Origin of the sequence: Shewanella dokdonensis (genome assembly GCF_018394335.1) — a bacterium.
Taxonomy (GTDB): Bacteria; Pseudomonadota; Gammaproteobacteria; order Enterobacterales; family Shewanellaceae; genus Shewanella; species Shewanella dokdonensis.
The window spans coordinates 1,206,249-1,224,626 of the sequence record NZ_CP074572.1; the positions used below are offsets into that span (position 1 = coordinate 1,206,249).

16 protein-coding genes and 2 pseudogenes are annotated in these 18,378 nt (G+C 51.7%); 15 read left to right on the top strand and 3 right to left on the bottom strand.

Annotated features, from left to right (window positions below; all coding sequences use genetic code 11):
* Positions 1 to 121: 121 nt before the first annotated feature.
* Genes KHX94_RS05805 through KHX94_RS05820 form a run of 4 tightly spaced genes read left to right on the top strand, consistent with a single transcriptional unit; the run spans position 122 to position 2,196 of the window.
* On the top strand, positions 122 to 532 hold the full coding sequence (locus KHX94_RS05805) for a radical SAM protein (RefSeq protein WP_213682720.1): 411 nt from the start codon (positions 122 to 124) through the stop codon (positions 530 to 532).
* Complete coding sequence (locus KHX94_RS05810; RefSeq protein WP_213682721.1) at positions 508 to 1,428, top strand: NifB/NifX family molybdenum-iron cluster-binding protein; 921 nt, start codon at positions 508 to 510, stop codon at positions 1,426 to 1,428. Before KHX94_RS05805 ends, KHX94_RS05810 begins: the two co-directional genes overlap by 25 nt.
* Positions 1,409 to 1,663 (top strand): 4Fe-4S dicluster domain-containing protein, encoded by a 255-nt coding sequence (locus KHX94_RS05815; protein WP_213682722.1) that lies wholly within the window; start codon positions 1,409 to 1,411, stop codon positions 1,661 to 1,663. The genes KHX94_RS05810 and KHX94_RS05815 overlap by 20 nt, the downstream gene beginning before the upstream one ends.
* Positions 1,660 to 2,196: a nitrogen fixation protein NifQ gene (locus KHX94_RS05820; RefSeq protein WP_213682723.1), complete on the top strand. Its 537-nt coding sequence runs from the start codon at positions 1,660 to 1,662 to the stop codon at positions 2,194 to 2,196. The genes KHX94_RS05815 and KHX94_RS05820 overlap by 4 nt, the downstream gene beginning before the upstream one ends.
* Positions 2,197 to 2,202: 6 nt before the next feature.
* On the opposite strand, the gene KHX94_RS05825 is transcribed toward KHX94_RS05820, so the two are convergent.
* The 3 genes and pseudogenes from KHX94_RS05825 to ppnP form a co-directional block, all read right to left on the bottom strand.
* Positions 2,203 to 2,502 (bottom strand): hypothetical protein, encoded by a 300-nt coding sequence (locus KHX94_RS05825; RefSeq protein WP_213682724.1) that lies wholly within the window; start codon positions 2,500 to 2,502, stop codon positions 2,203 to 2,205.
* A gap of 63 nt (positions 2,503 to 2,565) precedes the next feature.
* Positions 2,566 to 3,081, bottom strand: a complete 516-nt coding sequence (locus KHX94_RS05830; protein ID WP_213682725.1) for a GNAT family N-acetyltransferase — start codon at positions 3,079 to 3,081, stop codon at positions 2,566 to 2,568.
* 130 nt (positions 3,082 to 3,211) lie between these two features.
* A pseudogene (ppnP, locus tag KHX94_RS05835) lies at positions 3,212 to 3,465 on the bottom strand (pyrimidine/purine nucleoside phosphorylase).
* Positions 3,466 to 4,128: 663 nt separating this feature from the next.
* On the opposite strand from ppnP, the gene KHX94_RS05840 reads away from it, so the two are divergent.
* The 11 genes and pseudogenes from KHX94_RS05840 to KHX94_RS05890 all read left to right on the top strand — a co-directional run bounded on the left by KHX94_RS05840 (position 4,129) and on the right by KHX94_RS05890 (position 18,148).
* Complete coding sequence (locus tag KHX94_RS05840) at positions 4,129 to 5,052, top strand: pirin family protein (RefSeq protein ID WP_213682726.1); 924 nt, start codon at positions 4,129 to 4,131, stop codon at positions 5,050 to 5,052.
* A gap of 307 nt (positions 5,053 to 5,359) precedes the next feature.
* Entirely contained in the window at positions 5,360 to 6,508 is a 1,149-nt protein-coding gene (locus KHX94_RS05845; protein WP_213682727.1) for a PepSY-associated TM helix domain-containing protein, read from the top strand.
* Positions 6,508 to 6,978, top strand: coding sequence for a hypothetical protein (locus KHX94_RS05850; protein ID WP_213682728.1), 471 nt, complete (start codon positions 6,508 to 6,510; stop codon positions 6,976 to 6,978). The genes KHX94_RS05845 and KHX94_RS05850 overlap by 1 nt, the downstream gene beginning before the upstream one ends.
* A gap of 130 nt (positions 6,979 to 7,108) precedes the next feature.
* Positions 7,109 to 9,361, top strand: coding sequence for a TonB-dependent receptor (locus KHX94_RS05855; RefSeq protein ID WP_244859350.1), 2,253 nt, complete (start codon positions 7,109 to 7,111; stop codon positions 9,359 to 9,361).
* A 322-nt stretch (positions 9,362 to 9,683) separates the two neighbouring features.
* The gene (locus KHX94_RS05860; protein ID WP_213682729.1) at positions 9,684 to 10,007 is read left to right on the top strand and encodes a nuclear transport factor 2 family protein; all 324 of its coding nucleotides are present in this window, start codon (positions 9,684 to 9,686) and stop codon (positions 10,005 to 10,007) included.
* A complete protein-coding gene (locus tag KHX94_RS05865) occupies positions 10,007 to 10,774 on the top strand; it encodes an SDR family oxidoreductase (protein ID WP_213682730.1) in 768 nt (255 codons plus the stop codon). The genes KHX94_RS05860 and KHX94_RS05865 overlap by 1 nt, the downstream gene beginning before the upstream one ends.
* 24 nt (positions 10,775 to 10,798) lie before the next feature.
* Entirely contained in the window at positions 10,799 to 11,734 is a 936-nt protein-coding gene (locus KHX94_RS05870; protein ID WP_213682731.1) for a helix-turn-helix transcriptional regulator, read from the top strand.
* A 565-nt stretch (positions 11,735 to 12,299) separates the two neighbouring features.
* A complete protein-coding gene (locus KHX94_RS05875; protein WP_213682732.1) occupies positions 12,300 to 12,815 on the top strand; it encodes a DUF2057 family protein in 516 nt (171 codons plus the stop codon).
* A gap of 338 nt (positions 12,816 to 13,153) precedes the next feature.
* Entirely contained in the window at positions 13,154 to 13,468 is a 315-nt protein-coding gene (locus KHX94_RS20255; protein WP_244859351.1) for a heavy metal-binding domain-containing protein, read from the top strand.
* A 17-nt stretch (positions 13,469 to 13,485) separates the two neighbouring features.
* The gene (locus KHX94_RS05885) at positions 13,486 to 15,036 is read left to right on the top strand and encodes an efflux RND transporter periplasmic adaptor subunit (protein ID WP_425314043.1); all 1,551 of its coding nucleotides are present in this window, start codon (positions 13,486 to 13,488) and stop codon (positions 15,034 to 15,036) included.
* Positions 15,017 to 18,148: pseudogene (locus KHX94_RS05890) on the top strand (efflux RND transporter permease subunit). The gene KHX94_RS05885 and the pseudogene KHX94_RS05890 overlap by 20 nt, the downstream one beginning before the upstream one ends.
* Positions 18,149 to 18,378: the final 230 nt, after the last annotated feature.

Below are 18,378 nucleotides of genomic sequence, written 5' to 3' on the forward strand. Positions count from 1 at the left end.
TGACAATTGTCCGGCAAGCCACAGTCTCAATATAATTTAATATATTGATAAATAATGAATAAATAGCAGGAACAGTGTTTGCAACAGTGCTTGCAGTGTTTACCTTATTGCTGAGGAAGTCATGGAGCACCAGTCAAATTTAACCCATCCAGCATCAGCGCAAGTACGCCACCTGTTGCCCAAAGAGATCCAACAGCAGATCGCCACCCACCCTTGTTATTCTAAACAGGCGCATCAATACGCCCGTATGCACCTGCCGGTGGCCCCCGCCTGCAACATCCAATGTCATTACTGCAACCGCAAGTATGACTGTAGCAACGAGTCGCGCCCAGGTGTGGTATCGCGGTTGCTGGACAGTGAGGCCGCACTGCGACAGTTCCGCAGTATCAAGAAACGCGCGCCGAATCTGACAGTGGTCGGTATCGCCGGCCCCGGTGATGCGTTGGCCAATCCACAGGCGACCTTTGCCACCTTGAAAAAATTCGTGCCGAAGATCCACAGGCACAGTTGTGTATCTCCACCAACGGTTTGATGCTGGCCGATTATGCGGCCGAACTGGCGGCAGTTGGTGTGCATCACTTGACCATCACCATCAACTGTATTGATCCCGCGATTGGGGCGCAGATCTACCCGTGGGTGTATTACCAACATCAACGCCTACGTGGCCGAGAGGCCGCCGCACGCCTGATCCACAATCAACTGCTCGGGCTTGAAGCGGCAGTTACCGTTGGTATGTTGGTTAAAGTAAATACGGTCTTAATTCCCGGAGTGAACGAGCAGCATATCGAGCAGGTTGCCCAAGCCGTACGCCAACGCGGGGCACTGATGCACAATATCATGCCGCTGATCTCTGCCGCCGAACACGGCACCTTTTTTGGTTTGAACGGGCAACGCGGCCCAACCGCGGAGGAATTGGCAGCAGCTCGCGCCATATCATCGCAGTACCTACCGCAGATGACCCATTGCCAACAGTGCCGCGCCGATGCGGTTGGCACCTTGGCAGGTTGTGGGCAAGACGAAGCAACACCACCGCCTAGCGGCTATAAACTGGCGGTTGCGAGCAATGGAGAAACCTTGATCCAAACCCACTTCGGTCATGCCAAACGCTTTGAAATCTATCGCTTTGATCCACAGCAGCGGCAGTTCATTTTTCTGGAAACCCGTCAGGTTGCCCAATACTGCGCGGGACAACAGTCATGCCCCGATGATGAAAGTGATAAACAGCTGATTATTGAGGCAGTAGCAGATTGCCAGACAGTGTTGTGCGCCAGAATGGGCATCACCCCATGGCGGGCACTGGAACAGCTTGGCGTTACCCCCAATGTCGATTTTGCCTTCCAACCGATTGTTGCAGCACTCCACAGTATTGCCGCCAAACTCGCTAGCCAGACCAGCACGGAGAACGCCGATGAAGTATGCCATTACTGATAAGTGCGTTGGTTGCCACGCCTGCCAGCTCGTTTGTCCCAATCAGGCGGTATATGCCGATCCAGATAGCAGCGGGCGCTTTCATATTCATCGTCGTCGTTGCAGCGGCTGTGAAGGGCAATATGCTGCCCCGCAGTGCGCCAGCATCTGCCCCATTGAAGAAGCCATTGTCAATGAATTGAACATAGCGGTTAACCCACGAGGTAGTCTCACCGGGATTGGAGCATCATTATGACTAAAGAAGATGAAATCGAGCTGTTCTGGCTCCCCATCATGTTGTCATACATTGCGGGGGACACCGTATTACCGCCAATGCTGGGGCTGGAACACGCTCCTTATGAGGCACTAACAGCCAAGACCCGCGTGCTGCGTCAAACCCTGAACAAACAGCATCAGCACGCGTTACGACAACTGCGCCAACAATTGCGCAATATGCGACACAAGGAATATCAGGAGCTGATGGCGCTGTTACTGGAACATGCCAACCCTGATGCCAATTTGGTAGAACCTGCCGCGGCAGTTATTGCCTGTGGTTGTTTAGGAAATCGCCATCTGTGGAAAGATCTGGGATTGCCAGAGCGCCCCAGGCTGAGCCGCATGTTTGCTTGGTATTTTCCGCAACTGTTCCGCGCCAATGATCGCAATATGCGCTGGAAACGTTTTCTATACAAACAGTTATGTGAACAGGGTGGCGACTATATCTGTCGTGCGCCCAGCTGTGATGAATGTTCGACATACAGTGAATGTTTTGGTGCGGAAGAACACTAACTGACGTTATTCAAGCCCAGCCCTACGCACCTTGTCGTTAGCGTCAAACTCAATCACGCAGCGATAATGTCCTAACGTATAAGGGCTGTCGGCCACAATACGGCTGCCATTGGTCATATGCTGGGCTGACAGCCGTAAAAACTCGCCGGTTGCCAGTTGCTTGAGCACCGAGGTTTTACTGACGCCTGGGGTAAAATTACCACAGAGAAAAACCACTTCATTCCGCGCTTCTCGCCAGACAAACAGCCCAGTGAGTAACCAGGCAATCGCCAGTAATGCGGCCACGATCAAAACAGCCTTTTTCATAGCGCGCCTCACAAGGCTTATCTCTTTGATATTATTATGGCTTAATTTAGAAAACTTGCCTGATTACACCGCCCGTTCAACGCTTGCGGGCAAGCCCACAAGCTGACTGCGACGTTCCATAAAGGCAACGTCACGCCAGACACTATGCAGCTGCCCGAGTTTTTCGCGGATCCCCAGCAGTTTAAAGCCATACTTTTGGTGCAGCGCAATGCTGGCAAGGTTTTCACTGAAAATCCCGGCTTGCAAGGTCCAGAAACCAGCAGCCTCTGAGTCATGGATAAGACGACTCATCAGTGCTGAACCCACGCCACGCTGTTTGGCTTCATTAGCCACATAGATGCTGACTTCGGCAACTCCCGCATATACCGGTCGCTTGGATACGGCCGACAGCGCCGCCCACCCCAGCACCTTGTCGCCAGATACGGCCACCAGCCGACACTGCGGCAGCATGGAACTGTCCCATTCTTGCCAGCTTTTGTTGGCGACCTGAAATGTCGCCTTACCACTTGCAATACCCTGCTGATAAATGGCGCTGACAGATGGGAAATCTGCCTCCGTAAACGCCCTGATATCTAACATTACAGCTCCTTGCTACAACTAAATACTGGTGATTCAGACGGTTTCTGCTGCCATGGTTCAATCACCTCTTTGGCGACCCGCAACGCGTCAATCCCGGCTGGCACCCGCAATGGTTCGCGCGCCTAACCGGTTATTTCAGATAGGAACAGCAATAATCGGTCACACTGTGCACCTTTAGCGAGAAACGGCTGTTACCCGGCACCGCAAACTGTTCACCAGCGCTCACGCTTAACCACTGTTCGCTACCCGGTAGCAGCACTTCCAGCGTTCCGGCCTGGATCTGCATCAGCTCTGGCGCATCAGTGCCAAACTGATATTCCCCGGTAACATGATGCCCAGGGTTTTGACTGAACCATCGGCAAATGTCAGCTGGCGGCTGGTCACTTTGCCATCAAAATAGATATTGGCTTTTTCGCCACGGTAACTTGCTGAAATGCTGACATAAGAACCTCTCAAGCTGTGGGAGTAAACGGCATTTATCGGTGAAAAATCCGATTCTGCGCTAAGATTTTCACCGTGCAAAGTGCTTTTGTTACATTCGCGTTAAAAAACTGAATGACCCTTATGGTGCTATTGCGCTGGTGTTATACAGCTGACGCACTTTTCCCATCAACTAGGGCTCATGATCATGACCTTAGCGCCTTACCATTAGCGGTCAGCTACAAACTGCCGTTAGTCCCAAGTTTCAACGCAATCCCGGCAGTGTCCTCTGCCAACGACTAACAATCCCTATTGCGCTTTAACCAAGCACTGCTGCCGAATTGCGGCTAAGACCGTTTGTACTGACACCTAATGGCTAACTGAGGCCTCCTTGACTGGCGCATTCAAGCTATTGAGTGCTCAACGCAGAGAGCATCACTGTTAAGGACGCTGCTGAACAGTTGATGACATAGGCAGTTACTCGGCTACGATCGCAGTGAGTCGCTCGGCAATTGCAGATTACCCTGACAGTCAAAACTGAGCTTTACTGACAGAAATTCATTTGATGCTAATATGAGGGGTACTCAGGCACCCGCCGACACTGATCCAACCGACAGGGAGTGTAAAATGAGCAATCTGCAGCAAACCACCGCCAGCCAATGTGACATCCATAAGGGATGTGGCGCTGTGCAGCAAATTATCCATCCGAAAGACAAAGATCTCGGCGGTTTCAGTGTCCGCCGGGCACTGCCTAATCAGCAGGTACGTCAGGTTGGCCCTTGGATATTTTTCGATCATATGGGGCCAGCAACCTTTGCTGCGGGAACAGGCATAAATGTCAGACCTCATCCTCATATCAATATCGCGACCGTCACTTACCTGTTTCATGGCGAGATCCTGCACCGGGATTCCATTGGTAGTGTGCAAGCAATACGCCCAGGAGATATCAATTTGATGGTGACAGGCAGTGGCATGGTACATTCCGAGCGGGAAAGGGCTGAGGTTCACAATAGCGCCCATCAATTGAATGGCTTACAACTGTGGCTGGCATTGCCTGAGCAGGATGAAGAAACCGCCCCAGCCTTCTATCACTATCCTGCGGCCACCTTACCACAACGGGTACTGGATGGCGTGCCGCTACGGGTGATGATTGGCAGCGCTTATGGGGTTACCTCGCCCGTCAAAACCTTCAGCAGCACTTTGTATGTAGAAGCCCAACTACAACAGGGGCAATCGCTGCCACTGCCAGAAGCCAGCGAGCGGGGTTTATATGTGGTCAATGGTGAAGTGTCGCTCAAAGACACTGTGATTGCCGAACACGATATGGCCGTCCTTGATGCCACCCCCAATCTGCGGCTAACCGCCACTCGAGATAGCCAAATTGCCATTATTGGTGGTGACCCGCTCGGCCATCGCTATATCGATTGGAATTTTGTATCTAGTCGTCAAGAACGAATCGAACAAGCCAAACAGCAATGGCGGGAGATGACATTGCCGTTGATCCCTGGTGATGACAAGGAGTTCATTCCCTACCCAACGCTAACAAAGTAGTCATCAGCATATGTGAATGAGGGTACCTCCTATGTACGGGGTAGAAAAGGCCGTTATACCAGAGATTCCCTCGTTTTGTGCTCCCGCTTGATATCCCCAACAGTGTCCAAAATATAAGCGTGCCGCAATTCGCCCAAAAACCCCGCAGTAGTGCTTATTGGGTCATGGTTTCGGTCGCAAACTGCCGTGATTTGTGACCTTGCCCGCCAACCTCAATAAAAACCATACTGCTGCTCAATTACAATATTGATAATGATTCTCAATATCTATAATATTCGCAAATCTGCTTATGTAAATGGGTTATGGCATGTACAAGCTTTCAAACAGATTCTGGTTCTCTTTCCACGGTTGGTGTGCACTCCCCATCTGGGTACTGTTCTGTTTTATCTGCCTCACTGGCACGATTGCGGTTGTCAGCCATGAAATCACTTGGCTAGTTAACCCGAATGCCAGAGCGAGTAATCCTGATAATTTACCGGCTAAAACCCCGGCAGAACTTATCGCCGTGGTAGAAAAGGCTTATCCCGGCGCCGAGGTAGCGCAAGTCATGGTGATGGACGCTTATCTGATCAATGCTGTGATATTCAGCGACCATGATAAACCGATGGCAATCGCTTATGTGAATCAATACAGCGGTAAGATCCAAGAGGTCAACGCCGGTCTGACCTTTGTCGGTTTCATGCGCACGCTACATGGCTGGCTGCTATTTCCTTGGCAACATGGTTATAGCATAGGTTACTACCTGGTCAGTGCCATGAGTCTGGTGCTGTTGGGCTCGCTGATCAGTGGATTGATGATTTACAAGCAGTTCTGGAAAGCCTTCTCTGCGCCGAGAATTCGGACCAAACAGGGCAAGAAAACCCTGTTGGCTGACCTGCACCGTTTGGCTGGCGTCTGGTCAATCTGGTTTATATTGATCATCAGCTTAACCGGCTTTTGGTATCTGATTCAGGGCATTACTTACCACATGGGGATTGAAATGGAGCCGCACGCGCCCACAATTTCAGGACAGTTGCTGCCGACCACAGAGCCATCAGCGTTTCCGGTATCGCTGCAACAGGCGCTGCACTTAGCCAAGCAGCGCTACCCTAATTTCAACCCCAGCTACATTGGACTTCCGGAACACAACCGCGATAACTATCACCTGTATGGCAGTGGTGGCGAAATCTTTTTCGATGATTATTCCTATCAAGTTGCGGTCAATCCTTGGCAGGGGCAGATTATGCAGGCTTCCTCTCCGACCGATATGAATACGCTACAAACCATCACGCATATTGTCGATCCCCTGCACTACGGCACTTTTGGTGGACTTTGGAGCAAACTCGTCTGGTTTGTGTTTGGCAGTTTGCTGACTGGGATGTCCATCACTGGTTTTATCATCTGGAGCCAACGTCTGGTGAGGGCTAAGGCGACCACAGCAGAAACGTCCTGGAAGAAAGTCGAGGAGCATTGCTAATGGCTAGACTCAACGCTAATTTCTGGAACCGCAACAAATTCAAGCTAAGCGGCCTTGTATTATTACTGCCAGTCTACTTCCTTTACCGCTCCCTGCATCCCAGTTTCCCCGCGGCGATGGCAGCAGCAACTGTCGGGGAGTTCAGCGTTATCCCCACGCCACTGGATGATGCTCAGCCCTATCAACACGATGGTGAGTACATCAAAGATTTTATGGTGACCTTTAAACAAGGCGATCTTGCCCACATTCGCCAAGGCTACATGAACATAGGCACCACCGCGTTGCCCTTGTCTCAAATGCAGCAGGGCGAACTGGGGATCCTGCATGGCTCGCGCTACGGCCAGCATGTGCATGCACTTGCTAGCGACCACATCGATGATGGTGCACGTTTGTGGCTAACGCTGGAAACCTGGCAAGGCAAGATCTTAGTGACATCCTGGCCACTCCCCACTGAGTGGCTCGCGCACTAGCGACGCTAATTTCCAACCACACCAAACGCGATGACATTTGTCATCGCGGCGGCCAGTTTTTGTCTACTGAATACAAAAAATATTTCCAACACTTTGTTTTTTAACGATAGAAATTAATTTAGGGGGAACGATGGGATATCTGTCTGGCACTAAAACCATGCTGTCACTCGCCATATTAAGCGCCTTGGTCACGAGCCAAGCGGCATTGGCCGATGAGAGTGGCAATATCGAAAAAATTACTGTCATGGGGGAGAAAAACCGCCGTTCCATGCAAGATACCGCAGCCAGCGTGGATGTCACTACCGCGCTGAAACTGGAGCAGGAGAATATCCAGTCGCTATACGACATTCTCAATAAAACCCCTAATATTTCCCAGATGTACGGCAACCGCGGTTTTACCATCCGCGGCATCAGCAGCGAATCGGGTGCCGATAACCCGTTGGCCTCCATTTACATGGATGATGTGCCACTGCCCAGTCAGATCAGTGATACCGGCCCCAGCGACCTCTGGGACGTAGCCCAGGTAGAAGTGCTACGAGGGCCGCAATCCACCATTCAGGGAGAAAATGCCCTAGCGGGCGCGGTAGTGATCAAAACCGAAGATCCAACTATGGACTGGAGCGGTCGAGCGCGGCTGCAATGGTCCAATCCCGATGATAAACGCATGTCCATTGCCGTTGGCGGGCCACTGATTGACGATGAACTGGCATTCCGTTTTGCCGCAGACAAGCGCCTGTTTGAAGGGTTCACCGACAACATCACCCGAGGCGGCACCGAAGATGAACTCAATTCGCTGATGCTAAGAGGTAAACTGCTGTGGACACCCAAAGCGGTTGATGGCTTGAAGGTACTGCTCAGTTATACCCGGGATAATCGCGATGGCCCGTATATGTTTACCTATAATCAACTGGATCTTCCCGGCAGAGTGAATACCTCAAACCGCGAAAATCGCTCCGATGCCGTGACAGATCTGGCCTCGTTAAATGTGAATTATCAGTTAAACGACTACTGGCAGTTCTCTTCTGTCACCTCCTACAGCAAATCTGATGTGGATCGTGTCTATGACGTCGACTTACGTGCAGCAGACAGTAACTATGGGACACAGACGAACAACTACAAAGTCTTCACCCAAGAACTACGGGCCAATTATCAAGGCGAAGCCCTGAGTGGTCTGCTGGGGCTCTATGCCGCGAAACATGATAACCATAGCCTGCTCAGCACACTGAGTAATCTGGATACCCCGGTAACCACTATCGCCACATTGTTACAGGGATACGGTCTCGATAGCGGTTCAGCCAGCACAGTCGCCACACTTTATGGTGCCGCCTTGCCACAAATTCCGGTCGACTATCTGTCGCTTAATGACAGCACGTCAGAAAACCAAGCGTTGTTCGCTGATATGGAGTATCGCTTGAATAGTCGCTGGAGTCTGCAAGCGGGCTTTCGTTATGATCACCAACAATACCGTTTCAGTTCGGATACAGATTCCCGCTTTGCCGGGGTTTTGCCCGACCCGACCCTATTTGGTGCAGATGGCAGCCTGTTGTATCAATTAGTAGGTGGCATCAACAGCGCCGTATTGGGCTTAGTAGCACAAGCCAGTGGCAGCAGTCCGGAAACAACAACGACCACAGATACCTTCTTGCCCAAGATTGGTGCCCGCTTCAATATTGACGATGATACGTCCATTACCGCCACTTACCAGCGGGCCTACCGCTCAGGCGGTAGCAGTCTCAATATCGCCCGCAGTAGCGTCGTCGCCTATGATCCTGAATATACAGATAACTATGAGCTGGCTTGGCGCCAATCTCTGCCGTCTATTGATGGAGTGTTTAACGCTAACCTGTATTACGTCAACTGGAAGGACAAACAGGTCACGGCTAATTTTGGTCTTAACAGTTACGATTACAACACGGTCAATGCCGGAAAGGCGCACCTGTATGGGATAGAAATGTCCTTCAAACAACAGCTAACAGCAGATATCGACGGGTACTTGTCATACAGTTATTCGAGAACCAAATTCGACCAATTTGACTCTGTGATGAATGGTACAACAACCAGTTATGCCGGTGAGGAGTTTAGTTACGCCCCCAACCATACTGTCGCGGCCGGGGTAAATGTGTATTTCACCGACCATCTCAGTTGGAACCTCAATGCCAACTACCGCAGCAAGGTGTATACCGATATGGCACTCGATCGCACTCGGGTGTCATCACGCACGCTGGTGAATACACGCCTCGCTTATGATAATGGCGACTGGAGCACCTACCTGTTTGCCAACAACTTGTTCGATCAGGATTATGTGCAATATCTGCGTGATGATGTCGATGCCATATCCGGCGCACCACGAGTGATTGGTATCGGGGCAGAGCTCCGCTGGTAAGCGGTATCCCAATAGTGAAGCATCTGAGTCAAGCATTGGCTCAGATGCCAACAGTTTCACTTTCCCCTGCACTTGAGCGCTCGCTGAGTGATGTCACACAATCCATGTAACAATGCCCCACCATTCAAGACGACTTCGGTGAAAACCATGCGCCATTTTTTGGCAACAACCTTAGTGCCGGTTAGTCCTGCCCAACAGGCGTATCTCGAAGTTGAGACAGACATGATGCGCCATCACATCATGTCTGCTGTTCAAGCACTGACATAGGGTTGTCAGTGCCGCCCCGTAAACTGCTGCCATCAACGCTATAGGAGGACTCAGTATGGTCGCACTACCGAGGGTGATTCAGCAGTATTTTAAGGCGGTAAATCAGCGGGATATGTCGTTATTCAACACATGTATGGCCGCCGATATTCAAGTACAAGATGAAGGCGAAACCCACCAGGGCATAGCTAACGTCCAAGCCTGGCAACAGGCAAGCATCGCACGCTATCAGCACCGCTGCCACGGCATATCTTGGCGGCAACAGCAAACTCTGTGGTATGTGGATACCGTCGTGACTGGTGAGTTCAGTGCTAGTCCACTCACGCTAACCATAGTATTTACGCTAGCGCAGCAGTTAATCACTCAAATGGAGTTCCGCTAATGACTCACACACAGACGCGGGTATTAGTAACAGGTGCCGGACAAGGGATTGGCCAAGCAATCGCGGACTATTTTGCGCAGCGTAATGCCGCGGTCATTGGCGTTGCCCGCCATATTCCTGCGCAACATAATTGCCAGCACTTTATTGCAGCAGATTTGGCAACAACTGAAGGATGTCAGCAAGTCGCTGATTCGCTGATGGCACATTGGGACTCACTGGAGGTGATAGTGCATGTTGTGGGTGGTTCTACCTCACCCGGCGGCGGAGTGTTAGCCCTAACCGATGCACTCTGGCAACAGGAGCTTAATTTGAACCTGCTCAGTGCGGTACGTCTTGATCGGCTATTACTGCCGTTGTTGTTGCCAAGACAACAGGGAGCCATTATTCATGTATCTTCGATTCAGAGCAAAATGCCATTACATGAATCCACCTTGGCTTATGCCGCCGCCAAAGCGGCACTGACCAATTACAGCAAAGGACTGTCGCGACAACTGGGGCCGTTGGGCATCCGGGTTAACGCCGTCAGCCCTGGTTATACGGCCACCCAGGCCGCAGAGGCGCTGGTCGCACGCTTAGCTGCCCACGCCGGGAATACTCTCGAACAAACTCGGCAACAGTTGATGGACAGCCTTGGTGGCATTGACCTAGGCCGTCCCAATCGCCCAGAAGAGGTTGCCGCATTGGTGGGCTTTTTAGCCTCGCCAGAAGCCGCCGCCATTCACGGCGTCGATTATGTAATTGACGGTGGTACACTGCCTACAGTGTGAGACAACGAACTTGGAGGTAACAGGGTGAACCGCGTTGATCGTTTGCTGGCCATGATCCTCTATCTTCAAGGGCGGCGTTACAGCAGTGCTCGCCAGTTGGCTGAGCACTTTAGTCTCAGTGAGCGTACCGTATATCGCGATCTAGCGGCCTTGGGCGATGCGGGGGTACCCGTCAGTATGAGTGCCGGGCGAGGCTATCGCTTGCTGGCAGATTACCATCTACCGCCAGTGAATTTCAGTCCAGAAGAAGCTGGCGCGCTGCTAACCGGTGGTTTGTTATTGACCCATCACAGCGGCAAAACGACCCAACGCCATCTGCAATCAGCGCTGGCCAAAATTCGCGCGGTCAGTTCTGGGGTTAATCAACCTTATTTGGATATGCTGCCCCAAACCATGGTAGTTACGGCCACAAACAGTGGTGAAGAGGAGCTATCGCTACTGCAACAAGCCATTGTGCAGCAACAGGTCCTGACCTTTGACTATTGCCGCTATCTGGATACAGCTTACCAGCACCGCGAAGTGGAAGCTCACGGATTGGTGTTTTATCTGCAACGCTGGCACCTCATCGCTTGGTGTCGCACGCGCCAAGCATTCCGCGATTTTCGCGTCGACCGGATGAAAGCACTGGAACTGACCACCACCACGTTTATAGCGCGGCCCAGTTTTTCGCTGGAACGCTATATTGCCAAACAGATGCCGTCACCTACATTGCAGGGAGAAATTCTGCTGGATAATACCTTGCTTGATAAGGCTAAACGCGAGTGGTGGCTCGGTTTGAGGGTTATCACTTCTAGCGAGCAACACAGCCATCTTGAGCTGCATTGTCATGATTGGCATTCACTCGCGGCATGGCTCTTGTCGTTAGGTACTAAGGTGCAAATACTTGGCCCAGTGGCACTGCAACAAGCTTTACTGGCGCAGGCGGCACAAGCGCTGCGTCATCATCAACCGTCGGAATAAAGTTCCGTAAGACCGACTGATCATTGATCTTGATCATAAACAAAAATATTTAAAGATTTATCGCTTGCACCTTATATAACATTGCGCCATCATCACGTTGTAATTTAACTACAGGACGAAATTTCTGTGATGCGAAATTTGCTGTTAATAACAACATTGGCAATGATGCTAATCAGTCAGGCGCTAGCGCCAAGACTGGTTTCTGCTATGCCAATGTCACAGCAAATGTTTGCCAACAGCCAAACCACAGAATCGCATGCCACCATGACTTGTTGTCAGGGTAAGATGGATTGTAAATATTGCAATTCTGCCGCTGATAACTGTGGTCAGATGGGTAATTGTGCCAATCACTGCACCAATTTGGCATCGGCCATCGTTCCCCTCACCTTTTCACAACCACAACCCATGCTGACACAAGAAATTTCTTGTCCTAGCTGGAGTGTGCAAACCGCTGTTATTGGCGTCCAGACTCCACCGCCTAATTTCCTATAATTCTTTTTAACATCTTGTTTTAAAAGGCTTAAGCCTAACTAACTATTGTTTATAGAATTCTAGGAGTACGGTTATGTTCTCAAAAACTACTTTAGCAACTATTGCTGCATCTGCCTTATCTTTGTCTACTCTGTTTGTGGCACCACTCACTCAAGCAGCACAAGTCTTTGTACCTGATGACCTGCAAATACTGAGTGTGGATGGCCATTCTGGCGACCAGAGCAATAACACACTGCAACTGAACCAAGGCTCACATGTCCTGGTGGTACAGTACCGTGACCTGTTTTCAGGTGTCACCGCCGAAGACTCTGCCACTTGGGTTAAGTCTCAGCCGCTTTATTTGCAGTTCTCTGTAGACACTAAGGACGTTGCCTTGACTACCCCAACACTGGATGATGTCGCGGATGCACAAACCTACCTGAAACATCCTTACTTGGATATCTACACCAATAAAGACAACAGTCGCCGACTTGCTTTACAGCCTGGCGGCAGATGTCATTGCGGATCTGTTATCAGCGAAACGCTAATGGAGTTATTGAGGCTCGGTGTTGTGTTGATATCACCACTTGCCACGCTTAACAGCCAATAGTCTCCTGATGCGAAGATGGGCAACATGTTGCAAACGTGCTTCCCGACACGACCCACCATCATCGCGCTGACTGCAAGGGATTCTGCAATAGGGACTATTGACTGGTGACATTTGTGACAGACATAAAACTAGCTGTCGGTTTCCTGGCCGACAGTTAGGTGTCTGAGACTGCCGTCACTACGCCGCTGCCTCACTTTCAATGAAGACGCGACTGAATTTATCACCGACTAAATAGCTCGGAGTATCAAATTCATTCTCGGAACTTAACTAAACGGTTTTTTAATTATTTTTAGGTGATCTCTCAATCATTGAAAGCTCACCTGTAATTGGAGTCAGATATGAAATCATTAACAACATTGCTTTTTATTGCTTTCCTTGGTTTAGGCTTAACAGGTTATAGCTATGCCGCCGAACCCGCCACCCAGCAACATAAGCAGGCGGCAACCGAGGTTTATCACTGCCCGATGCACCCAGAAGAAACTGGCCATAAAGGCGATAGCTGCCCTATATGTGGCATGAAAATGGTGCCTGCCGATAATCAAGGGAAAAACACCATGAAAAACATGCCAATGCAAGGTAAGCCAGCAACAAACACCAATAAAACTCAACATGACATGCACGACATGTCAAATATGAACATGCACCAGCACTAATCGGCCAGCGGGTGGAGATGAGGCATATGAGCAATAACCACAAACGTCGTCAGTTGGCCTGTGTCCTGAGTCTGGTATTGGCAACCGGCTCGCAATGGAGCTTACAGGCGCAGGCGCTGACCAATGAACATCCACAATCGGCGCAGCAAACCAGTGCTGCCGCTCAGGGCGCATATTATTGCCCGATGCATCCGCAAGAGCGCAGCGACAAACCGGGTCGCTGCCCTATCTGCGGCATGTTTCTGGTCAAGGATGACGCCACTGAGCCTAAGCAGTCACCCGCTGAGCCTAAGATAACCGCGCCTACGGGCGCGGCCTCTCAACCTGCCATGGTCATGCCTGGGGATAAGCCGATGACGGCTCAGCAGGCAAGTAATACCCAAAAAGTCTTCAGTCAGGTCGACACGGCCCAAGGCTCACATGGCGGCACTATCAAATATGTTTGCCCGATGCACCCACAGATTGTGATGGATGCGCCCGGCACTTGCCCTATCTGTGGTATGACCCTGCAAAAGGTGGAGATGGGCGGTCAGCAAGATACCGTCAAGGTCGAGGTCTCAGGGCAGATACAGCAAGCGTTGGCGCTCAAGGTCGCCAAGGCGTCACGGCAAACCATGTGGCGCTCGGTCAATACCGTGGGTGAAGTCGGCTATGACGAGAGTCAAATCACCCATATTCACTCGCGGGTGAGCGGCTGGATAGAGAAGCTCACGGTGCAGTCGTCTGGGGATGAAATCAAGAAAGGGCAGCTGTTATATGAAATCTATTCGCCTGAGTTGGTGAATGCCCAGGATGACTATCTGCTGGCCCAAGACACCCTCAAACGCTCGGGCAACAGTGAACGTTATCAGGAGTTGCTGCGCAAAGCGGGCTTACGTCTGGAACTGCTGGGGTTAACCCAAGGGCAAATCCAACAGTTGGCGAAATCCGGCAAGACCCAGTATCGGGTGCCTTTTTATGCTGAAAGCAGCGGCTTTGTGAAAAACCTGGATATCCGGGATGGTATGTACCTGCAACCCGCTACCGAAATCTTGTCCATGGTCGATTTGGATAAGGTATGGGTCATCGCCGATGTCTTTGAAAATGAACAAAGCTGGCTGGCGGTAGGACAACCGGCGGATGTCAGTATTCCTGCTATGGGCATCAAGGCCTTGCAGGGCAAAATCGATTATATCTATCCGGAACTAGACCCGGTCACTCGCAGCTTGCGCGTGCGGGTGGTGTTACCCAATAACGGGGAACATCTGCGGCCTAACACGCTCGCCAAAGTCTCCTTGTTTGGCGGTGCCAATGAAAATGCCTTGGTTATCCCACAAGAAGCGTTGATCCAAACCGGCAAAGAAAACCGGGTCATCGTGCAAGCCCCCGACCACAGCTTTACCGCTCGGCGGGTGGATGTGGGCATGATGAGCCGCGGCATGGTGCAAATCTTAAGTGGCCTCAATGACGGCGAGAGCGTGGTGCTTTCCGGCCAATTCCTGCTGGATTCCGAAGCCAGTCTCAAGGGCAGCTTAATGCGTCTTAGCAATCAGCATCAGGAGGCACACAATGCTGAAGACCATCATTGATGCCTCCATTCGCCAACGCGTGATGGTGCTGGTGCTGGCCGTGATAGTGATGGCGGTGGGCATTCATGCCATGAAACAAACCCCGCTGGATGCCCTGCCAGATCTGTCCGATGTGCAGGTGATTATTAAAACCGCATATCCCGGCCAAGCCCCTAAATTGGTGGAAGATCAAATCACCTATCCGCTCTCCACCGCCATGCTCGCCGTACCGGGAGCCAAAACCGTCCGCGGTTTCTCGATGTTCGGTGACTCTTACGTGTATGTGATTTTCGAAGATGGCACCGATATCTACTGGGCCCGGTCTCGGGTACTGGAATACCTGAGCCAGCTTGGCAGCCGCCGCCAGAGGGCGTACAGCCATCATTAGGGCCTGACGCGTCCGGTGTGGGTTGGGTATTTGAATACGCCTTGGTGGACAAAAGCGGCAACCTCGATTTGTCACAATTGAAGAGTCTGCAAGACTGGTACTTAAAACTGGAATTGCAGAGTGTGCCGGGGGTGTCTGAAGTCGCCACCGTGGGCGGCATGGAGCAAACTTACCAAATCGTGCTCGACCCGGATAAACTGGCCATCTACAAACTGGACATTGCCAGCGTGAAAGCCGCGATTACCAAGGCCAACAGCGAAGTGGGCGGCTCGGTTGTGGAAATGGCCGAAGCCGAATACATGGTGCGCGCCAAAGGCTATCGGCAAACCCTGAAAGACTTTGGTGAAATTCCATTAGGCATCGCCAGCCCCTCCGGCACCCCGCTGCTGTTGCGCGATGTGGCCACCATCCGCAAAGGCCCGGCGGCCCGGCGCGGCATTGTGGAGCTTAATGGCGAAGGCGAAACCGTGGGCGGCATTATCGTCATGCGTTATGGCGAAAACGCCCTCTCCACCATCAAAGCCGTGAAAGCCAAACTAGAGCAGTTAAAAGCCGGTCTGCCAAAGGGCGTAGAAATCGTCCCCACCTATGACCGTTCGACCCTGATTGAGAACTCTGTCGAAAACCTGGTGCATAAGGTGCTTGAAGAGATGGTGGTAGTCAGCATTGTCTGCCTCCTGTTTTTGATGCACGCCCGCTCCACCTTGGTGGCGGTGATCACCTTGCCGATGTCAATTCTGATGGCGTTTATCGTCATGAATCACATGGGTGTCAATGCCAACATCATGAGTCTGGGGGCATTGCCATCGCCATCGGTGCGGTGGTGGACGGCGCGATTGTGATGATTGAAAACATGCACAAGCATCTGGAGCATTTTCAACATGAGCATGACCGACGCCCCAATATCACCGAGCACTGGCACATTGTGGCCGAATCCTCCAAAGAGGTGGGCCCGGCGCTGTTCTTCTCGCTGCTGATCATCACCCTCAGCTTTGTACCGGTGTTTGCGTTGGAAGACCAAGAAGGCCGCTTGTTTACCCCGTTGGCCTACACCAAAACCTTTGCCATGGGCGCGGCGGCGATTTTGTCAGTCACTTTAGTGCCTATTCTGATGGGGCTGTTTATTCGGGGCAAAATCCCCTCTGAGACCAGTAACCCCATCAGTCGCGTGCTGATCGCCGGCTACAAACCGCTCCTGTCGTTAGTGCTGCGGTTTCCCAAACTGACCTTAGTGTTAGCCATTGTGACCCTCATCAGCGCTTGGTATCCGGCGACCCGCATGGGGAGCGAGTTTATGCCCGATCTGGAAGAAGGCGATCTGCTGTACATGCCCACCACCTTACCGGGGATCAGTGCCGGCAAGGCCTCAGAGCTGTTGCAGCAAACCGACCGGTTGATCAAAACCGTTCCCGAAGTCAAACGGGTCTTTGGTAAAGTCGGCCGCGCCGAAACCGCCACCGACCCGGCACCGCTGACCATGTTGGAAACCACCATCATGCTCAAACCGAAGGACGAATGGCGGCCGGGGATAAAACTGGAAGATGTGATTGACCAGCTGCAAAAGACAGTGAAAATCCCGGGGCTCACCAACGCTTGGGTGCAACCGATCAAGACCCGTATCGACATGCTGTCAACCGGGATCAAGACCCCAGTGGGGATTAAGATCACCGGTTCAGACATTAACGAGCTGCAAAGTATTGGGGCGCAGATTGAAGCGATTTTGATGCAACAACCCCATACCCGCTCCGCCTATGCCGAACGTGTGGGGGCGGCCGTTACATCGATATCACGCCGAACCTGGAAGTGGCTTCCCGCTACGGCATGACCCTCAGCGACATCCAGGATGTGGTGCGTTACGCCATTGGTGGGGCCGATGTGGGTGAATCCGTGCAAGGGGCAGAGCGTTACCCCATCAACCTGCGTTATCCCCGCGATATCCGTGACAACATTGAAAAGCTACGGAATTTACCGGTCGTCACCAAATCGGGTCACTATCTGCCGCTGCGCAATCTGGCGGATATTGAGATCACCGATGGTGCGCCCTCACTGAAAAGCGAGAATGGCCGCTTGATCTCGTGGGTGTTTGTCGATATCAAAGGCACCTCCATTGGTGAGTATATTGATACCGTCAAACCCATCCTCGCCGCCAATGTCAAACTGCCACCGCGCTATAGCTATAGCTTTGCGGGCCAATATGAATATATGCAGCGCGTCACCGCCAAACTGGAACAAGTGGTGCCCATGGCGTTAGCCGTGATCTTCATTCTGTTGATGATGACCTTTGGGTCGGCGCAACAGGCGGCCATTATCATGTTGTCACTGCCCTTTGCGCTGGTGGGCAGTACCTGGGTGCTGTATGGCTTGGGATACAACTTCTCCGCCGCGGTCGCGGTGGGGATGATTGCACTAGCAGGGGTGGCCGCAGAGTTTGGGGTGGTGATGTTGGTCTATCTCAACAACGCCATCAAACATCGGCAAGAGCACAATATGTACCACAGCGTTAGCGACCTGAAAGCCGCCCTGATGGAAGGAGCAGTCATGCGTATTCGTCCCAAAGCGATGACAGTTGCCACCATCTTCTTTGGGTTACTGCCCATCATGTGGGGTGCCGGCTCAGGTAACGAAGTGATGCAAAAGATTGCTGCACCTATGGTGGGCGGCATGATCACCGCCCCCATCCTGTCACTGTTTGTGCTGCCTGCGATTTACTTGCTGCTGTATCGCAGTAAATTGCAACGGGATTAAGATGTAGCGGCTTAACAACAAGGCCAGTCAGCAACTCACTGACTGGCCTTTATTTTGGCTCACTGATAATGTTTGGCTGGCACGCTATTACCGCTAGCCAACGCGCCCCATGTTCTGATACATCATCAACACCTGAGGATCATTATCCTCCATTCGCCATCGAAAATTGTATCGCGGCACAGACAACGCAAGGCTCATAGTGATGAACGAACACGCACCATGGAAACATT